Origin of the sequence: Amycolatopsis sp. A1MSW2902 (assembly GCF_017312175.1) — a bacterium.
Taxonomy (GTDB): Bacteria; Actinomycetota; Actinomycetes; order Mycobacteriales; family Pseudonocardiaceae; genus Amycolatopsis; species Amycolatopsis nivea.
On the sequence record NZ_QJPO01000001.1, the window covers coordinates 5,430,325 to 5,448,351 of the forward strand.

The following is an 18,027-nucleotide window of genomic DNA, read 5'->3' on the forward strand; positions in this document are numbered from 1 at the left end:
CGCGCTCACGCGTCGTACGCGTCGAGGGGCGGGCAGGAGCAGACGAGGTTGCGGTCGCCGCGCGCGCCGTCGATCCGCCGCACCGGCGGCCAGTACTTGGTCTTGCGCGCCACGCCGACCGGGTACACCGCCAGCTCGCGGTCGTAGTCCGCGGTCCACTCGCCGACGATCGACGACGCGGTGTGCGGCGCGCCGCGCAGCGGGCTCGTCTCGGCGGTCCAGCGGCCGGCCGCGACCTCGTCGATCTCGTGCCGGATGGCGATCATCGCCTCGCAGAACCGGTCGATCTCGGCCAGGTCCTCGCTCTCGGTCGGCTCGACCATGAGCGTGCCCGCGACCGGGAAGGACATGGTCGGCGCGTGGAAGCCGTAGTCGATGAGCCGCTTCGCGACGTCGTCCACGGTCACGCCGGTTTCCTTGGTGATGCCGCGCAGGTCGAGGATGCACTCGTGCGCGACCAGGCCGTCCTGCCCGGTGTAGAGCACCGGGTAGTGCGGCGCGAGCCGGGCGGCGATGTAGTTGGCCGCGAGCACCGCGACCTTGGTGGCCTCGGTGAGCCCGGGCGCGCCCATCATCCGCACGTACGCCCAGGAGATCGGCAGGATCGACGCCGAACCGTAGGGCGCGCCGCTGATCGGGCCGACGCCGGTGTCCGGTCCGGCCTGCGCGAGCAGCGGGTGGTTCGGCAGGTACGGGGCGAGGTGTTCGCGCGCCGCGACCGGGCCGACGCCGGGACCGCCGCCGCCGTGCGGGATGCAGAACGTCTTGTGCAGGTTCAGGTGCGAGACGTCGCCGCCGAACTCGCCCGGCTTCGCCAGGCCCAGCAGGGCGTTGACGTTCGCGCCGTCGACGTACACCTGGCCGCCGCCGTCGTGCACGATCTTGGCGAGCCGCTCGATGCCGTGCTCGTAGACGCCGTGCGTGGACGGGTAGGTGACCATGATCGCGGCGAGGTCGCTGCTGTGGGCGTCCACTTTGGACTGCAGGTCTTCGAGGTCGACGTTGCCCTCGTCGGTGCACTTGACCACGACGACGCGCATCCCGGCGAGCACCGCGGACGCGGCGTTGGTGCCGTGCGCGGACGACGGGATCAGGCAGACGTCGCGCTCGGGCTGGCCGTTCGCCTGGTGGTAGGCGCGGATGGCCAGCAGCCCGGCGAGCTCGCCCTGGCTGCCCGCGTTCGGCTGCAGCGACACCTGGTCGTAGCCGGTGACCTCGGCCAGCCAGCCGGACAGCTGGCGGACCAGCTCGTGGTAGCCCTCGGCGTCCTCGGCGGGCGCGAACGGGTGGATGCCCGCGAACTCGCGCCAGCTGATCGGCTCCATTTCGGTGGTGGCGTTGAGCTTCATCGTGCAGGAGCCGAGCGGGATCATCCCGCGGTCGAGCGCGAAGTCCTGGTCGGCGAGGCGGCGCAGGTAACGCAGCATCGACGTCTCGGACCGGTGCGTGCTGAACACCTCGTGCGTCAGGTAGCCGCTCTCGCGAGCGAGACCGTTCGGGAGCGCCTGCGCGGCTTCCCACGCACTGTCGACACCGAAGGCGCGAAGCACCTTCGCGAGCGTGTCGGGACGCGTGACCTCGTCGCAGGCGATGCGCACGTGGTCAGCGTCGATGTGGCCGAGGTTGATCCCCGCCTCGCGCGCAGCCGCGTGCACCTCAGCGGCGCGACCAGGCACCTTCGCGACGACAGTGTCAAAGAAGGCCTCGTGCGCGACTTCAACGCCACCGGCGCGCAGCGCGTTCGCGAGACCGGCCGCGAGCTCGTGAACCCGCGTCGCGATCGCCTTCAGCCCCTCGGGACCGTGGTAGACCGCGTACATCGCCGCGAGCACCGCGGGCAGCACCTGCGCGGTACAGATGTTGGAGGTCGCCTTCTCGCGACGGATGTGCTGCTCGCGCGTCTGCAGCGCGAGGCGGTACGCAGTGTTGCCGTCCGCGTCCACGGACACGCCCACAAGCCGACCCGGCAGCGAGCGCTCCAGGCCAGCGCGCACCGCCATGTACCCGGCGTACGGACCGCCGTAGCCCAGCGGCACGCCGAAGCGCTGCGTGGAACCGACAGCGACGTCCGCGCCGAACTCGCCGGGCGCGGCGATCAAGGTGAGCGCGAGCAGGTCGGCAGCGACCGTGTACAGCGCGCCCGCGGCCTTCGCCGCTTCGGAAACCGCGTGGTAGAAACCGCGCCCGCGCAGCACGCCGGACGCGCCGGGGTACTGCACGATGACGCCGAAGAACTCCTCGGGCAGCCCGGTGAGCAGGTCGCGCACCTGCACGTCGATGCCGAGGCCGGCGGCACGCGTCCGCACGACCTCGATGGTCTGCGGAAGGCATTCGGCGTCGAGAACGACCACATTGGACTTCGACTTCGACGCGCGGCGCATCAGCGTCATCGCCTCGGCGGCCGCGGTGGACTCGTCGAGCATCGAGGCGTTGGCGATCGCCAGCCCGGTCAGGTCGGACACCGCGGTCTGGAAGTTCAGCAGCGCTTCGAGCCTGCCCTGCGAGATCTCCGGCTGGTACGGCGTGTACGCGGTGTACCAGGCCGGGTTCTCCAGCACGTTGCGGCGGATCACGCCCGGGGTGACGGTGTCGGAGTAGCCGAGGCCGATCATCTGCGTCATCGGCCGGTTGCGCGCGGCGAGCGCACGCAGCTCGGCGGTGGCCTCTTCCTCGGACGCGGGCGCGGGAAGCGCCAGGTCACCGGCCGTGCGGATGGCGGACGGCACCGCCGCTTCCACGAGGGCGTCCAGGCTTCCGTAACCGCATTCGGCGAGCATCTTCGCCCGCTCGGCCTCGCCGGGACCGATATGGCGGGTGTCGAAGGGGGTGGAGGTGATGGGAGCTCCTCGGGACGGGCACCGGGCGCGGCGGTGCACTGGGAACTCCCCCTCTGTCATGGGCACCTGAGAGTTTCACCGCGCTCGGCGCGGCTTTCACCTTGGGTGAGGCGCGGGTGCGCCTGCTTTCCAGAGTGGCCTCGCCAAAAGCGGTAGCGGTTACCTGAGAGATTCCGGGGAGTTTGCTCCTTCGGTGTCCCACTGATCGCATGGGACTCTCCCGCTCCGGCTCGAACGGCCCTGTGTTCAGTTGTGAGTACTGCGTGGTGGCGGCCACCTTACCTGCCGCTTCACGCGCCAGTCTACCTCGCCAGGCCTACGCCACACCCCCTTGCCAACCGTCCGTGAAGGGCTCCATGAGGGAATCAGATTCCGTCAAGGAGCCCTTCACGGACGGTCACAGCGGGGTTACATAGGCGCCGGAGATGCCGCCGTCGACGAGGAACTGCGCGGCGGTGATGAAGCTGGCGTCGTCGCTCGCCAGGAAGGCCACCGCGGCGGCGATCTCCTCCGGTTCGGCGAACCGGCCGACCGGAACGTGCACCAGACGGCGAGCCGCGCGTTCCGGGTCCTTCGCGAACAGTTCCTTCAGCAGCGGCGTGTTGACCGGCCCCGGGCACAGCGCGTTGACCCGGATGTTCTCGCGCGCGAACTGCACCCCCAGCTCGCGCGTCATGGCGAGCACCCCGCCTTTCGAAGCGGTGTAGGAAATCTGCGACGTCGCGGCTCCCATCACGGCCACGAACGACGCGGTGTTCACGATCGAACCGCGGCCCTGGCGCTGCATGTGCGGCAAGACCGCCTTGCAGCACAGGTACACCGAGGTCAGATTGACCCGCTGCACCTTCTCCCAGGCTTCGATGCCGGTGGTGAGGATCGAGTCGTCTTCGGGCGGCGAGATGCCCGCGTTGTTGAACGCGACGTCGACCGCGCCGAACTCGTCGACGGTCGTCTGGAAAAGGGCTTCGACCTGGTCCGCGTCGGTGACGTCGACCTGGACGAAGGCTCCGCCCACCGCGTCGGCGGCCGCCTTGCCCTGCTCCGGCGCGACGTCGCCGATCACGACCTTCGCGCCCTCGCTCGCCAGCCGCTTGGCGGTGGCGAGGCCGATGCCGCTCGCGCCGCCGGTGATCACCGCGACGCGGCCGTCAAAACGCTGCACCATCGTGGGTCATTCCTCCGTGCTCAGGAAAACGTTCTTGGTTTCGGTGAAAGCGGCCGCGGCGTCCGGGCCCAGTTCGCGGCCGAGACCGGACTGCTTGAAGCCGCCGAAGGGCGTCCAGTACCGGACCGAGGAATGCGAATTCACCGACAGGTTCCCGGATTCGACGCCGCGCGCGACCCGGAAGGCACGGCCCACGTCGCGGGTCCAAATCGAACCGGACAGGCCGTATTCGGTGTCGTTCGCCATCCGCACCGCCTCGGCTTCGTCGCGGAAGCGGACCACCGCGACGACCGGGCCGAAAATCTCGTCGCGGGCCAGCGGATCGTCCAGTCCCGGCGGGAGCACGACGGTCGGCGCGAACCAGTAACCCGGCCCGGACGGGGCGCTGCCGCGGAAGGCGACCGGCGTCCGCTCGGTGACGTAGGAGGAGACTTTCGCGTGGTGGTCCGCGGAAATCAGCGGGCCCATCTCGGTCGCCTCGTCGCCCGGATCGCCGACGACCACGCCCTGCACCGCGGGTTCCAGCAGTTCGAGGAACCGGTCGTAAACGGTGTCCTGCACCAGGATCAGGGACCGCGCGCAGCAGTCCTGCCCGGCGTTGTCGAACACCCCGTACGGCGCGGTCGCCGCGGCCTTCTCCAGATCCGCGTCGGCGAACACGATGTTGGCGTTCTTACCGCCCAGCTCCAGCGTCACCCGTTTCACCTGCGCCGCGCAGCCGGCCATCACCTGCTTGCCGACCTCGGTGGAGCCCGTGAACACGACCTTGCGCACCGCCGGATGCGTGACAAACCGTTGCCCGACAACGGATCCCTTGCCCGGAAGCACCTGGAAGACGTCCTCCGGGATACCCGCTTCGCGAGCGAGTTCAGCCAGCCGCAACGCGGTGAGCGGCGTCAGCTCGGCCGGTTTGAGCACGACGGTGTTGCCCGCCGCGAGCGCCGGCGCGAAGCCCCAGCCCGCGATCGGCATCGGGAAGTTCCACGGCACGATCACGCCGACCACGCCCAGCGGCTCGTGGAAGGTCACGTTGACGCCGCCGTCGACGGGGATCTGCTTGCCCAGCAACCGTTCCGGCGCGCCCGCGGAGTATTCGAGCAGGTCGCGCACGTTGCCCGCTTCCCAGCGGGCGTTGCCGATGGTGTGCCCGGAGTTCTCGACCTCCAGCCGGGCCAGGTTCTCGACGTCGGCGTCGACCGCGTCGGCGAACCGGCGCAGCAGCCGCGCCCGATCGCCCGAGGCGACCGCCCGCCAGGCCGGGAACGCGGCGTGCGCGCGGGCGATCGCGGCGTCGGTCTCCGCCTCGGTGGTCAGCTCGACCTGGCGCACCACTTCCGCGGTCGCCGGGTTGCGCACCTCGAACGTCGTCATTTCCCCTCCTGCGCGGCGTTGACCAGCGCGGCGAACAGCCGGACGTCGTCGCCGTCCTGCTCCGGATGCCACTGCACGCCGAGCACGAACTCCCCCGGCACTTCGGCGGCCTCGATCGTCCCGTCCGCCGCGTGGCCGGACGCGACCAAGCCGGAGCCGAGCCGGTCGATCGCCTGATGGTGGTAGCACTGGACTTTCGTTTCCCGGCCGAGAATCGCGGCCGCCCGGGTTCCGTCGACCAGGTTGACGGTGCTGGTGCCGAACGTGGCCGGGGCGGGCTGATGCGTTGCGTCGCCCAGGGTTTCCGGCAGGTGCTGAGAGAGCGTGCCGCCGAGCGCGACGCTCATGACTTGCAGCCCGCGGCACACGCCGAGCACCGGCTTCCCGGCCGCGCGCGCCGCCGCGAACAGGCCGAACTCGAACGCGTCGCGCTCCGGGCGGATGTAGGTCGCGGGGTGCGGCTCCTGGTCGTACCGGCTGGGTTCGACGTCCGCGCCGCCGGTGAGGACAAGACCGTCGATGCGCCCGACGAGCGCGTCGTAGGCCGTGCTTACCGGCGGCAGCAGCACCGGGATCCCGCCCGCCTTGACCACGCAGTCCGCGTACACCCGGTGCAGCAGCGTCGCTTCGGTGTCCCAGGCCAGGAACTTCGCCTGTTCCGAATACGTGCTGAGCCCGATGACGGGCGGGTCAGAGTCGTTCGAAACCACGGATGCGCTCCCAATCGGTCACAGCTCGCTCGTACGCTTCGCGCTCGATCCTCGCGGCGTTGAGGTAATGGTCGACTACATCGGCACCGAAGGCATCTCGCGCGATACGGCTGCCTTCGAGGGCTTCAGCCGCTTCAGCGAGCGTGACGGGCACGGTCGGTTTGTCAGAGGCGTACGCGTTGCCGACGAACTCAGGTTCCAACGGCAGTTCGTTCTCGATGCCGTGCAGCCCAGCAGCGACCATCGCGGCGACAGCGAGGTACGGGTTCACGTCTCCGCCGGGTACGCGGTTCTCGACGCGCAACCCGTCACCGTGTCCGACAACGCGCAACGCGCACGTACGGTTGTCCGTGCCCCACGCGATCGCTGTCGGCGCGAAGCTGCCAGGGACGTAACGCTTGTAGGAGTTGATGTTCGGGGCGAAGAAGTACGTCAGCTCGCGCAACGCTTCCAGCTGTCCGGCGAGGAAGTGCTGCATCAGCTTCGAGAAGCCGTGGTCACCGTCGCCGGGAAGCACCGCTTCGCCGGACTTGCTGCGAAGGCTCAGGTGGATGTGACAGGAGTTGCCCTCGCGCTCGTTGTACTTCGCCATGAACGTGAGGCTCTTGCCCTCCTGCGCGGCGATCTCCTTCGCACCGTTCTTGTAGATGCCGTGGTTGTCGCAGGTCGCGAGCGCTTCGGCGTAGCGGAAGGCGATCTCGTGCTGACCCGGGTTGCACTCGCCCTTCGCCGACTCCGGATACAGGCCCGCGCCCGCCATCTCGTTGCGGATCCGGCGCAGCAGCGGCTCGATGCGCGCGGTGCCGAGCATGGAGTAGTCGACGTTGTACTGATTGGACGGTTTGAGGTCGTGGTAGCGCTTGTCCCACGCGGACTCGTAGGAGTCGTCGAACACGATGAACTCGAGTTCGGTGCCCGCGTACGCCTTCAGGCCGTGCTCGGCGAGCCGGTCGAGCTGACGGCGCAGCACCTGGCGCGGGGAAACGGAAACCGGGCCGCCCTGCACGCGTTCGACGTCCGCGAGCACCAGCGCGGTGCCCTCCTGCCACGGGATCTCCCGCAGCGTCGCGAAATCCGGCCGGAGCACGAAGTCGCCGTAACCGCTCTGCCAGGACGAGATGTCGTAGCCGTCGACGGTGTTCATGTCGACGTCCACCGCGAGCAGGTAGTTGCACGCCTCGGTCGCGTGGCCGACCACCTCTTCGAGGAAGTACTCCGCCGAACAGCGCTTGCCCTGGAGCCGCCCCTGCATGTCGGTGAGCGCGACGAGCACCGTGTCGATCGTGCCCGCCGTCACCCGTTCGCGGAGTTCTTCGAGCGTGAGCATTCCTCGCCTGGCCGCCATCGCATCGCCCCAAAGGTTCGGATCAGGTCCTTTGCGGCTTCTTCCTACCGGGCCGTCGGGCCTCGGTCAATCCACTGAAAGGTATTTTCTCATACCTTTAAACACGCGCTCGACCAGCCTCCCCCGCGCGGCGCCTGCTATGTCCGGGTTGCCCGGCTGAGAAGATACTGTGAATCGGGTGCGTCCGGGACCAAATCCGCCGCCTCGTGCGTTGGACCGGGCAAGAGAGGTGAGAGGGATGACTGAAGCATTCACGCAGACCACGTTCAGCCAGCAGCAGGCGCGGCCGCAGCTCCCGACGCTGCCCACCGGGTGGCCGATCGGGTCGTACGAGTCCTACGAACAGGCCCAGCAGGCCGTCGACCACCTCGCGCACGCTGATTTCCCGGTCACCGACGTCACGATCGTCGGGGTCCAGCCGATGCTGGTGGAGCGCATCGCGGGCAAGATGAGCTGGAGCCGGATGCTCAGCAGCGCGGCCATGTCCGGCGCGGTGTTCGGCCTGTTCCTGGGCCTGGTGCTGAGCATGCTCAACCCGGCCGCCGGACTGCTGTCGATCGTGCTCGGCCTCGCCGCGGGTGTCGTGTTCAACGTGGCCTTCGGCGCACTGGGCTACGCGGCGAACCGCAACAAGCGCGGGTTCATCTCGCAAAGCCAGCTGGTCGCCCAGCGCTACGACGTGCTGTCGCAGCCGCGCAACGCCGAGAAGGGCCGCCAGCTGCTGGCGGACCTGGCCGCGCGCTCCGCGTTCAACCACTGAGTTCCGGCGACTCGCCTCCCGGGCGCCCCGGCCGTTCGCGGCCTGGGCGCCCGGTTTCGCGTTCCGGGGCTTTTCCGGGAGGCGGGGTCTCGTGAGTGCCGAAGCCGGTTCTCACCGGAATCAACGCTCACGAGGGCGCGCTTACCGCGTCGGCGGAGCGGCCTTCGTCGGAGCAGTCGGCGGAACCGGCGTCGGGGCCTTCGGAATCACCGCCGCGAACGGCACCCCCGCGTCCTCCCGGCAGTATCCGCGATAACCGTTGTAGCCGTTGACGTTCCCGTGGTCGTCCTGCACTCCCTCGACGACCTTCGGGCGCGGGAACTGGTTGTCCTGGCCGGTCATCTGGCTCGTGCCGGTGTCCTTCTCGCAGCCGTAGCGCGTGATGGTGAGCGGGCGGCCCCGGTCGTCGTACAGGTAGACGTTCTCGAGCGGTTTGCCGTTCGCGTCGAAGACGTACAGGTTGGTCAGTTCGTGCTGGCCGTAGCGCAGCGAGTCGTTGCCGTGGGAGTCCTGGTACATCGACGAGGTGTAGATCGGGGTGGAGTTCGACGAGTACGAGCGGTCGCGGACGAGGTTGACCGCCGCGCCGAGGCCGCCGAACGCGCTGCCCACCACGAACGCCGACACCGGAACCGCGATCCACAGCATCCGCCCGTCGGCCTTGGTGCGCGGGCCCGCCCACATCACCAGGCCCGCGCCGACCAGCAGCACCGGCAGCAGCAGGATCGCGTGCAGGTTCCGGACCATCAGCAGCAGCCCGAACGCCAGCAGCGCGAACCCGCAGACCACCCACCACGCCGGCTTCAGCGAGTTGAGATACGTGAGCGCGCGGTCGGCCGACCGGTCCTCCCGCATCGACTTCACCATCGCCTTGGCGCGGACCACCTCCGGCAGCTCCCGCATCGCGTCGACCCCGCGGAGCAGCAGGAAAGCCACGCTCACCGCGAAGACGGGGGCGAGCACGAGCATCCCGATCAGCACCTCGGCGTCGAAACGCACCGCGGCGGAGAACGCCACCAGCGCCGTCCCCGCCGCACTGAACAGCAAGCCCCACAGGGCAAGCCGCGGTCCGACCCGGCCCGGCTTCGCCGCCGGGAGCACCTCGGTCGCCGCTTCCGGAGCCGCCGGGGCGGGCGGGTAGCCGCCGGACGCCCGCAGCTCGGCCGCGTAGCTCTCCGGGGTGCCGAGCCGCGCGACGAGGTCCTCGACCTTCGCCGCCGCCCCGAGTTCCGTCTCCATCTCGGCCAGCTGCGGCCGGACGTCCTCGAGCAGTTCCTCGATCTCGTTCGCGGGCAGATCCGCGAGCGCGGTGCGCACCCTCGACAGGTACGCCCGCGCGGCCGTCGGCTTGTCCGTGCTCATTGCTGCCTCTCCCCGATTCGTGCCGCGTTCCGCCTGTCCGCGCGGTCAGGCCCGCTCTTTCACCAAACTGTCCATAGTGGACGCGAAGCTGCGCCACGTGCGCGCCGATTCGGCGAGCCGCGCCCGGCCCCGGTCGTTCAAGCTGTAGTACTTGCGGTGCGGGCCTTCTTCGCTCGGAACCACATAGGACGTCAGCAACCCCGCCTTGTACAGCCGCCGCAGCGTGCCGTACACCGATGCGTCCCCGACCTCGTCCAGGCCGGCGACGCGAAGTCTTCGGAGCACGTCGTAGCCGTACCCGTCGTCGTCGCGCAGCACCGCGAGGACCGCCAGGTCCAGCACTCCCTTGAGCAGCTGACTGATCTCCACGGCGTTCCTTCCCCGGTGTTACGCGAGAGAAGGTACCACGCATAGCGCAGTAGTGTGCGCAGCGAGCGGCCATCCGGCGGTATCGCTGCCCATCCGGCCAGGTCAGCGGGAGACAAACGGCCAGGTATACAGCGTAGACCTCCTGGTCTACAGTGTAGACATGGTCGAGATCCCGACAGCCGAACGGCTCGCGTCGGCGGCGCGCGAGATCATCGCCGCCGAGGGCGCGGCGGCGGTCAGCATGCGCCGGGTCGCCGAAGCCGCCGGAGTCACCGCGATGGCGATCTACCGGCATTACGAGAACCGAGAGGTCCTGCTGCGCGCGGTCGCCGACGCCACCGGCCGCGAACTGGGCGCGGCATGGAAAGACCCGGCCCCGGACGGCGACTGGTTCGACCGCTTCGACGCGCTGCTGGCCCGGTTCCTGGATTTCGCACTCGGCCAGCCGCACCTGTACCGCTTCCTGATGACCGACGACGGCGCCCAAGCCCGGCTGTACCCGGACGGTTTCCGCGAGCCCGGCTCGCCGCCGTTCACCGCGCTGGTGCGCTTGATCGAAGAAGGCATGCGCGACGGCGTCCTGCGCGAGGACGATCCGCTCGAAGCCGCGCTGACCGTGAGCACGCAGACGCAAGGCATGGTGCTGCACTATCTCGCCGGCCGGATGGGGGTGGCGGAACCCGAGTTCCGCGCACTGTGCCGGCGTACTTCCCGGAGGATTTTCGATGGCCTCAGAACGTAATGCCCGCCGAGAGATCCAGGCCGCGCACCCTATGCCAACGGAGCCCCCCGAAGGATCTCCGATGACCTCAAAACCTCACGCCCGCCGAGAGATCCAGGCCGCGCAACCTCGGCCATCGGAGCCCCCGAAGGGCCTCCGATGACCTCAAAACCTCATGCCCGCTGGCAAATCCCAGCCGCGCTCCTGTCTTCGGCGGCACTCTTCTACTTCGGCACCGGCCTCGCGCCGATCGCCGCGTTGACGTGGCTCGCGCCGTTTCCGGTGCTGCTGCTGGCAACCCGCGTCGGCGGATGGACCGCCGCGGGCACCGCGTTCGGCGCTTTCCTGCTCGGCACCGCGAATATGTGGGCCTACCAAGCACATTCCGGCGACGAACCGCTGTGGCCGTTCGGCGCCGCCATCGATGTCGGGATGTCGCTGGTGTTCACGTTCGCGGTCTGGCTTTTCTGGGCCTTGGCGCGCCGCCGCCGGGCGCTGCTGGCCAGCCTGGCCGCCCCCGCGGCGTGGACCGCCCTCCTGTACCTGATCGCGACCTTGAACCCGATGGGAATGATGGGTTCCCTCGCCAACGACCAAGGCGACGCGCCGCTCGTACTGCAAACCGCGTCGTGGGCCGGAATGTGGGGCGTCGAGTTTTTGGTGCTGCTGCCCGCCTGTGCGGTCGCCGCGATGTGCGCACCCGGCGCTTCCCGGCTGCGCACCGGTGTTGTCGCCGCAGTCATCGTGGCACTGTCCCTCGGCGGCGGTGCCCTACGACTTTCCGGCACGGGCGGCCCGACGGTGCGGATGGCCGCGATCACGCAAAACGCCGGCTACCACTGGGGTCCTGAACTCGGCACCGCTCGCGGCCGCGCTCTGGTGCAGGAGTACATCGACCAGATCTCCGCCATGCCCGACGGCGTGCAACTCGTTGTCTTGCCGGAAGCCGCTTTCAGCGCCGAAGAAGAATGGCCCGCCGCACTGGTAGATCCGATGCGACGCGCGGCGAAGGCCCGTGGTGCGGCGATCGTGGTCGGCTTCGAGTACTACGACCGCCCCGGCAGGCACAACTACGACTACGCACTGGCCTTCCCCGCCGACGGCTCGGCGCCCGCTCGCTACCTGAAGCACCACGACCTGGTGAGCCCGCCCGGCCGGGACCTGGTGTTCGTCCCCGGCGCGAAGGTCCCGACCGGCTTGGTGATCTGCGGCGACACGACGTTCCCCTCCCCCAGCCGCGACTACGCCGCCGCCGGTTCGAGGATCCTCGCCGTCCCCGCGGAACTGGCGGTCCCACCGGGCACCAACGACGAGGGCGGCTGGCAGCACACCCGCAACGCGCTGCTCCGAGGTGTCGAAAGTGGACAGTCGATAGCCCTCTCCGACGCGAACGGCAGCCTGATGCTGTCCGACGGCTACGGCCGCGTCCTCGGCGAAGCCCGCACCGGCGGCCTAGCCCCGTTCACGTCAGTCACCACCGACGTCCCGGCGGGTCCTGGCCAGACCTTCTACACCCGCTTCGGCGACTGGTTCGCTTGGCTCGCGCTGGCGATGACCGTTGCTGGCTTGGCCTTCACCCGACTCCGCGCTGCTAAGCGGCCCGCGCCCGCCGCCGACACCGCGACGCGAACGGCAGCCTGACGCAGTCCGCCAACTACACCCGCGTCCTCGGCGAAACCCGCACTGGCGGCCACCGACGTTCCCGCCGATCCCGGCCAGACACTCCACACCCGCTTCGGCGACCGGTTCGCATGGCTCACACACGCGACAACCCTTGCTGACTTGGCCTTCACCCGCCTCCGCGCGACTAAGCGGCCCGTGCCCGCCGCTGACACCGCGGGCACGAGAACGACGACCGGTTCATGAACGGCTCCCTCCGGATCGGCGACCCGCATCGACGGCACGGCATCCCTTCCTGGCCGTACGCATCGAGCGAGCGCTCGAAGTACCCAGACTGTCCGTTCACATTCACATAAAGTGCGTCAAACGACGTCCCGCCCACAAGCAACGCCGCCGACATCACGTCGCTGGCCGCGGACAACAGCGTTCGCCCTTGCGCGGCAGTGAGTTTCTCGGTCGGCCGGGACCAATGCAGCTTGGCCCGCCACAACGCCTCGTCGGCATAGATGTTGCCCACCCCGGACACCAACGTCTGGTCCAGCAGCGCACGCTTCACCTCGGTCCGCCGCGAGCGCAGCGCGCGCACCGCCGCCTCCGGATCGAATTTCGGGTCCATCGGGTCCCGGGCGATGTGCGCGATCGTGCCGGGCAGGCTGTCGCCGTCGACCTCGACCAGTTCATCCAGGGCCAGTCCGCCGAACGTGCGCTGGTCGACGAACCGCAGTTCCGGTCCGTCGTCGGCGAACCGGACCCGGACGCGCAGGTGTTTCTCGTCCGGCGCGTCCTCGGGCTGCACCAGCATCTGGCCGCTCATGCCGAGATGCGCCAGCACCGCCTCGCCGTCGGACAGTTCCAGCCACAGGTATTTGCCGCGCCGCCGGGCAGCTTCGATCGTGACTCCGGCGAGCCGTCCGGTGAAGTCGGCGGCTCCCTGGGCGTGCCGCCGGATGGCGCGGTCGTGCAGCACCTCGACGGCCCGGACGGTGCGGCCGGCGACGTGCGCTTCGAGACCGGCGCGGACGGTCTCGACCTCGGGTAGTTCGGGCATGCGCTCATTCTGCCCGGAGCCACCGACAAAAAACGGGGCCGGTCGACCTAGGTCGACCGGCCCCGGGAAGAGTGCGACGCGTCAGCTCGCGTCGTCGCCCGTGCCGAGTTCCTCCGACAGGGCCCGCCAGGCGGTCTCCGCGGCCTTCTGCTCGGCTTCCTTCTTCGTGGTGCCGTTGCCTTCGCCCAGCGCACGGCCCGCCACCAGCACGGTGGCGGTGAATTCCTTGCGGTGGTCGGGACCGCTGTCCTCGACGCGGTACTCGGGCACGCCGAGTCCCCCGGAGGCGGTCAGCTCCTGCAGGCTGGTCTTCCAGTCGAGGCCTGCCCCGCGCAGCGGAGCCTCGGCCAGCAACCCGTCGAAGAGGTGGTGCACGAGCTTGCGCGCGACCTCGATGCCGTGCGCGAGGTACGTGGCGCCGATGACGGCTTCGAGACCGTCGGCGAGGATGCTCGCCTTGTCCCGGCCGCCGGTGAGCTCTTCGCCCTTGCCCAGCAGCAGATGCGCCCCGAGCCCGCCCTCGCCGAGCCCGCGCGCGACGCCGGCCAGCGCGTGCATGTTGACGACGCTGGCGCGCAGCTTCGCGAGCTGGCCCTCGGGCAGGTCGGGGTGGGTGGTGTAGAGGTGGTCGGTGACGACGAGGCCGAGCACCGCGTCTCCGAGGAACTCCAGTCGCTCGTTCGGCGGCAGGCCGCCGTGCTCGTACGCGTACGAGCGGTGCGTGAGCGAAAGACGGAGCAGCTCGGGGTCGAGAACGACCCCGAGCGCCTCGAGCAACGATGCGGGATCGGCCGCGGGTCCTCCGACGGGCTTACCCCCCATGGTCGGCTGCCCGCTCAGGCGGGCTCGACGACCTGGCGGCCGTTGTGCTGGCCGCAAGCCGGGCAAGCGACGTGCTGGATTTTCGGCTGGCGGCAGGCGCGGTTGGAGCAGGGCACCAGCTGAACCGGAGCCGCCTTCCACTGGCTGCGGCGGGAGCGCGTGTTGGATCGCGACATCTTCCGCTTCGGGACGGCCACGAGTAGATCTCCTTCAAACGGTCTGCTCGCGGATGCGAGCGAACTTACTTCTCCCGGATCGAGCTGGACGCTCGTCAGGCTTGCTCTCCGGAGCCGTGCGCAGGCTTTTCGCCCGCGTTCTCGTCGAATCGCTCGACCAGCGCGGCCCACCGAGGATCTATCTTCTCATGCCCGTGTCCGGGCTCGAGATCGGCCCACTTGACGCCGCATTCGATGCACAGTCCCGGGCAGTCCTCGCGGCACAGCGGGGCGAGCGGAAGCGCCAGCACCACGGCGTCGCGGACGGTCGGCTCGAGGTCGATCCGGTCGTCGACCAGGCGGGGGATCTCGTCCTCGTCGGTGGTCTCCTCGGTGGCCGAGCCCGGGTAGGCGAACAGCTCGGTGAGGTCGACTTCGACGTCCTCGGTGACCGGGTCGAGGCAGCGCGAGCACTCGCCGGTGGCGACCGCCGAGGCGGTGCCGGTGACGAGGACGCCCTCGACGACGGATTCGAGCATCAGGTCGAGCTCGACCGGCTCGCCTTCGCGGATTTCGAGCACGCCGGGGACGCCGAGCGAGGTCGGCACGGGCGCGCTGCGGCGCAACTCCCGGCTGAGTCCCGCGCGGCGGCCGAGCTCACGGGTGTCGACCACCCACGGGCTGCGGTCGTCGAGCTGCGCGGGGCGGGGGTTCTGGGCAGGGTTTTCGGACATCGCCTACCAGCGTACGCAGCGCCCGCAACCTCGTTAGAGCTGGCCGGGGCTAGTGCGCGGTGAAGCCGGTTCCGACCGGCATCCGCACCTGCAAGGCTCACCCCGCCGGGCGCGCATTCAGCCGGTCGCGCCAAGCGCCGCCGCGAGTCAGACCTGGTAGTCGTACAGCGTCGAGCGACCGCCGCCGTGGCCGGTCGAGGGCGAGCGCAGGTGGTTGCGGCCCGAGTCGACGGTGCGCAGCGTGGTCGCCAGCAGCTCGGAGAACTCGGCCAGCTTGCCGTCCACGTACGCGTCACAGTCGGCACGCTGACGGTCGGCTTCGGCGTGCGCCTCGTCGACGATCCGCGCGGACTCGGCGTGCGCGGCCTGCACGACCTCGGTCTGCGAGACGAGCCGGGCCTGTTCGGCGCGGGCGTCCTCGATCGCGCGGTCGTAGGCGTCGCGGCCGGCCTGGATCATCCGCTCGGATTCGGCGCGGGACCGTTCGGTGAGGTTCTGGTACTCGGCCTGCCCGCCCGCGACCATGCGCTCGGCCTCGTTGTGCGCGTCGCCCAGCATCTGCTCGGCGCGGGCGCGCGCGTCGGCGAGGATGCGCTCGGCCTCGGACGTGGCGTCCGACACCGTCCGCTCGGCTTCCTCGTTCGCGCTCGAGACGGTCTCCCCCGCCTCTTTGCGCGCGGCAAGCAGCAGGTCGTCGCGCTTGTCGAGCACGTCCTGCGCGTCGTCCACTTCGCCGGGAAGCGCGTCGCGGACGTCGTCGAGCAGCTCGAGGACGTCGCCGCGGGGCACCACGCAGCTGGACGTCATGGGAACCCCACGGGCCTCTTCGACGATCGTGACGAGCTCGTCGAGTGCCTCGAAAACCCGGTACACGGCCACTCCCTCAAGCAGTTTCCCCGATCACTGGCTTCCAGTCTGCCCGCTTCGCAGCCTGAACCGGTGAACGAGCACCCGACCGGGCGTGTCCTGGTGCGCACGGGAAGGGGCGGCCTCACTCGTCGGTGAGACCGCCCCTCCCGCACCAGCGTCAGCCGTTGAGATCGATCTTCTTGAAGGTGGCGTAGTGGTCCGGCGTGTAGACGAGCTCGCCGCCCTCGCCGGAGATCACGCGGTCTTCCGAGCCGACGTCGTACAGCGTGTAGTAGCCGGCGTCGCACGCGGGCAGGACGCCCTCGCGGTTCTCGTAGGTCGTGCCGTCGTTGAGGGTGCCCTCGCGGACGCCGTCGACGACCTTCTTGGCGTCGGCGGACAGCGTCGAGTAGCCGACCGGGCTCAGCTTCGACAGGTCGCCGCACTTCGTCGGGGTGCTGCCGCCGTCGATGTCGATGACCTGGAAGGACTCGTAGTGGTCGCCGGTGTAGAAGTACTCGCCGCCCTGGCCGGTCACGATCCGGCGGGTGCCGCGGTTGCTCGAACCGGGCGTGGGCACGGTGTACTCGTGGTAGTAGCTCGACGCGCAGGAGGGCAGGATCCCCTCGCGGTTGGTGAAGACGACGCCGTCGTTCTTCGGGTACGGGAACGGCCCGTTCGTCTGGATGAGCTTGTAGGTGTCAGTCGCCTGCGCGGGCAGCGCCGACAGCTTGACGTGCGTGAAGCCGGACAGATCCCCGCAGGAGTTCTGCTTCGGCTGCACGGACGCCGGAGCCGCCGGGGACAGCGGGACGGCCTCCGCGGCCGTGCCGAACCCCAGGAAACCGACCAGCAGTGCGAAAAGGACACCGACTATGCGGCTGCGGTTGTTGGTCATTTTCGGACGGTAACCCGGACGGGTGGTCTGCAGAATGACGCGAGGTGAACAGCTTCGGGCCGCGGCCGAAGTCCCGACGAAGGCAGTAATCCGTTCAGGCTAAATCGGCCGCTGGACTGGCCTTCCGGCCGGACGCGGTGCTCAGTCCCGCTTGGCGTAGACCGCGACGAGGCGTTCGTAGACCACCGGCGGCACCAGGTTCTCGATGTCGCCGCCGAGCGCCGCGATCTCCTTCACCAGCGAGCTGGACACGAAGCCGTACGCCGGGTTGTTGGCCATCAGCAGCGTTTCGAGGCCGGTGAGCTCGCGGTTCATCTGGGCCATCTGCAGCTCGTAGTCGAAGTCGCTGACCGAGCGCAGGCCCTTCGCGACCGCGGCGATGTCGTTCTCGCGGCAGTAGTCCACGAGCAGGCCCTGCCACGAATCGACGCGCACGTTCGGCAGTTTCGCGGTGATCTCGCGCAGGATCTCCATGCGTTCCTCGACGCTGAAGAGGCCCTTCTTGCTCTTGTTCACCCCCACGGCGACGACAACCTCGTCGAAGAGCGCCGAAGCCCGCTCGATGATGTCGAGATGTCCGTTGGTGGCCGGATCGTAAGAGCCGGGACAGACCGCACGCCGCATGGCGCGGACGCTATCAAGCCCCGCCGTCGCGCGCGCTCTCGTGACGACTGCGTCACACCTCAGATGAGCTGTCGTACTCAGCCCAGTACAGCGCCGTGTCGCCGTAGCGCTTGTCGCGAAGCGGCTTGAAGGTCGACGGCCAGTCCGGAGCACCGTCGCGCGCTGCGCGTTCGATTACTGCCAACGCGCCTTCGGTGAGCCAGCCGCCGCTGTGTAGCGAAGCGAGAACTGTGCCGAGCGAAGCAGCGTCGACCGCGTACGGCGGATCTGCCAGCACCACGTCGAACTGCACCGTCGCAGGCGCGGCGACCACTGTCTCCACTTGCCCGGCTCGCACCGTGCCGCCCAGCCGCAACTCGGCGACGTTGCCGCGAAGCACGTCCGCGGCCCGGCGGTCGGCTTCCACGAACCACGCGTCCGCGGCACCGCGCGAAAGCGCTTCGAGACCGAGCGCGCCCGAGCCGGCGTAGAGGTCGAGCACGCGGGCTCCGTCCAGCTCGCCGGCCACTTCGAGGGCGTTGAACAGTGCTTCCCGCACCCGCTCCGACGTCGGGCGGGTGCCTTTGGGCGGCACCTTCAGCCGCCGTCCGCCCGCCTTCCCCGCCACGATCCTCGTCACCCGGCCATCTTCGCCCAA

Annotated in this window: 18 protein-coding genes and 1 riboswitch; of the genes, 3 read left to right on the forward strand and 15 right to left on the reverse strand. The window is 69.5% G+C overall.

Annotation, left to right across the window (positions count from 1 at the left end; all coding sequences use genetic code 11):
- Positions 1 to 5: 5 nt before the first annotated feature.
- From gcvP to DMP23_RS24940, 5 genes are all read right to left on the reverse strand, one after another.
- Positions 6 to 2,837 carry an aminomethyl-transferring glycine dehydrogenase gene (gene gcvP, locus DMP23_RS24920; protein ID WP_443111353.1) on the reverse strand — a complete coding sequence of 944 codons (2,832 nt, stop codon included), beginning with the start codon at positions 2,835 to 2,837 and terminating at the stop codon, positions 6 to 8.
- Positions 2,838 to 2,880: 43 nt separating this feature from the next.
- Positions 2,881 to 2,980: riboswitch (glycine riboswitch) on the reverse strand.
- A gap of 254 nt (positions 2,981 to 3,234) precedes the next feature.
- Complete coding sequence (locus tag DMP23_RS24925) at positions 3,235 to 4,002, reverse strand: 3-oxoacyl-ACP reductase (protein WP_037811639.1); 768 nt, start codon at positions 4,000 to 4,002, stop codon at positions 3,235 to 3,237.
- A gap of 6 nt (positions 4,003 to 4,008) precedes the next feature.
- Positions 4,009 to 5,373 (reverse strand): aldehyde dehydrogenase family protein, encoded by a 1,365-nt coding sequence (locus tag DMP23_RS24930; RefSeq protein ID WP_337822680.1) that lies wholly within the window; start codon positions 5,371 to 5,373, stop codon positions 4,009 to 4,011.
- Positions 5,370 to 6,083 carry a gamma-glutamyl-gamma-aminobutyrate hydrolase family protein gene (locus DMP23_RS24935; RefSeq protein ID WP_337822681.1) on the reverse strand — a complete coding sequence of 238 codons (714 nt, stop codon included), beginning with the start codon at positions 6,081 to 6,083 and terminating at the stop codon, positions 5,370 to 5,372. Before DMP23_RS24935 ends, DMP23_RS24930 begins: the two co-directional genes overlap by 4 nt.
- A complete protein-coding gene (locus tag DMP23_RS24940) occupies positions 6,064 to 7,428 on the reverse strand; it encodes a glutamine synthetase family protein (protein WP_275293301.1) in 1,365 nt (454 codons plus the stop codon). Before DMP23_RS24940 ends, DMP23_RS24935 begins: the two co-directional genes overlap by 20 nt.
- Before the next feature lie 238 nt (positions 7,429 to 7,666).
- On the opposite strand from DMP23_RS24940, the gene DMP23_RS24945 reads away from it, so the two are divergent.
- Positions 7,667 to 8,188 (forward strand): general stress protein, encoded by a 522-nt coding sequence (locus tag DMP23_RS24945; RefSeq protein ID WP_009074217.1) that lies wholly within the window; start codon positions 7,667 to 7,669, stop codon positions 8,186 to 8,188.
- A 141-nt stretch (positions 8,189 to 8,329) separates the two neighbouring features.
- Here DMP23_RS24945 and DMP23_RS24950 read toward each other — a convergent pair whose 3' ends face one another.
- Together DMP23_RS24950 and DMP23_RS24955 are read right to left on the reverse strand one after the other, a co-directional pair.
- Positions 8,330 to 9,550, reverse strand: a complete 1,221-nt coding sequence (locus tag DMP23_RS24950) for an HAAS signaling domain-containing protein (protein WP_037811645.1) — start codon at positions 9,548 to 9,550, stop codon at positions 8,330 to 8,332.
- A 45-nt stretch (positions 9,551 to 9,595) separates the two neighbouring features.
- Positions 9,596 to 9,919 carry a PadR family transcriptional regulator gene (locus DMP23_RS24955; RefSeq protein WP_037811647.1) on the reverse strand — a complete coding sequence of 108 codons (324 nt, stop codon included), beginning with the start codon at positions 9,917 to 9,919 and terminating at the stop codon, positions 9,596 to 9,598.
- 160 nt (positions 9,920 to 10,079) lie between these two features.
- Between DMP23_RS24955 and DMP23_RS24960 the strand changes: the two genes are divergently transcribed.
- Both DMP23_RS24960 and DMP23_RS24965 read left to right on the forward strand, forming a co-directional pair.
- A complete protein-coding gene (locus DMP23_RS24960) occupies positions 10,080 to 10,661 on the forward strand; it encodes a TetR/AcrR family transcriptional regulator (protein WP_134727859.1) in 582 nt (193 codons plus the stop codon).
- A 138-nt stretch (positions 10,662 to 10,799) separates the two neighbouring features.
- Entirely contained in the window at positions 10,800 to 12,281 is a 1,482-nt protein-coding gene (locus DMP23_RS24965; RefSeq protein ID WP_337822682.1) for a nitrilase-related carbon-nitrogen hydrolase, read from the forward strand.
- A 166-nt stretch (positions 12,282 to 12,447) separates the two neighbouring features.
- Here DMP23_RS24965 and mutM read toward each other — a convergent pair whose 3' ends face one another.
- From mutM to rsmD, 8 genes are all read right to left on the reverse strand, one after another.
- Complete coding sequence (gene mutM, locus DMP23_RS24970) at positions 12,448 to 13,308, reverse strand: bifunctional DNA-formamidopyrimidine glycosylase/DNA-(apurinic or apyrimidinic site) lyase (RefSeq protein ID WP_037811650.1); 861 nt, start codon at positions 13,306 to 13,308, stop codon at positions 12,448 to 12,450.
- A gap of 81 nt (positions 13,309 to 13,389) precedes the next feature.
- A complete protein-coding gene (rnc, locus tag DMP23_RS24975) occupies positions 13,390 to 14,130 on the reverse strand; it encodes a ribonuclease III (RefSeq protein ID WP_182892148.1) in 741 nt (246 codons plus the stop codon).
- A gap of 14 nt (positions 14,131 to 14,144) precedes the next feature.
- Entirely contained in the window at positions 14,145 to 14,327 is a 183-nt protein-coding gene (gene rpmF / locus DMP23_RS24980; protein ID WP_009074209.1) for a 50S ribosomal protein L32, read from the reverse strand.
- 74 nt (positions 14,328 to 14,401) lie between these two features.
- Entirely contained in the window at positions 14,402 to 15,019 is a 618-nt protein-coding gene (locus DMP23_RS24985; RefSeq protein WP_037811654.1) for a YceD family protein, read from the reverse strand.
- Positions 15,020 to 15,166: 147 nt separating this feature from the next.
- Positions 15,167 to 15,892 (reverse strand): DivIVA domain-containing protein, encoded by a 726-nt coding sequence (locus tag DMP23_RS24990; RefSeq protein WP_037812104.1) that lies wholly within the window; start codon positions 15,890 to 15,892, stop codon positions 15,167 to 15,169.
- Positions 15,893 to 16,046: 154 nt separating this feature from the next.
- Positions 16,047 to 16,766, reverse strand: a complete 720-nt coding sequence (locus tag DMP23_RS24995) for a ribonuclease domain-containing protein (protein WP_337822683.1) — start codon at positions 16,764 to 16,766, stop codon at positions 16,047 to 16,049.
- 141 nt (positions 16,767 to 16,907) lie between these two features.
- Positions 16,908 to 17,390 carry a pantetheine-phosphate adenylyltransferase gene (gene coaD, locus DMP23_RS25000; protein WP_037811658.1) on the reverse strand — a complete coding sequence of 161 codons (483 nt, stop codon included), beginning with the start codon at positions 17,388 to 17,390 and terminating at the stop codon, positions 16,908 to 16,910.
- Positions 17,391 to 17,442: 52 nt separating this feature from the next.
- Positions 17,443 to 18,009 (reverse strand): 16S rRNA (guanine(966)-N(2))-methyltransferase RsmD, encoded by a 567-nt coding sequence (gene rsmD, locus DMP23_RS25005; protein WP_199817561.1) that lies wholly within the window; start codon positions 18,007 to 18,009, stop codon positions 17,443 to 17,445.
- Positions 18,010 to 18,027: the final 18 nt, after the last annotated feature.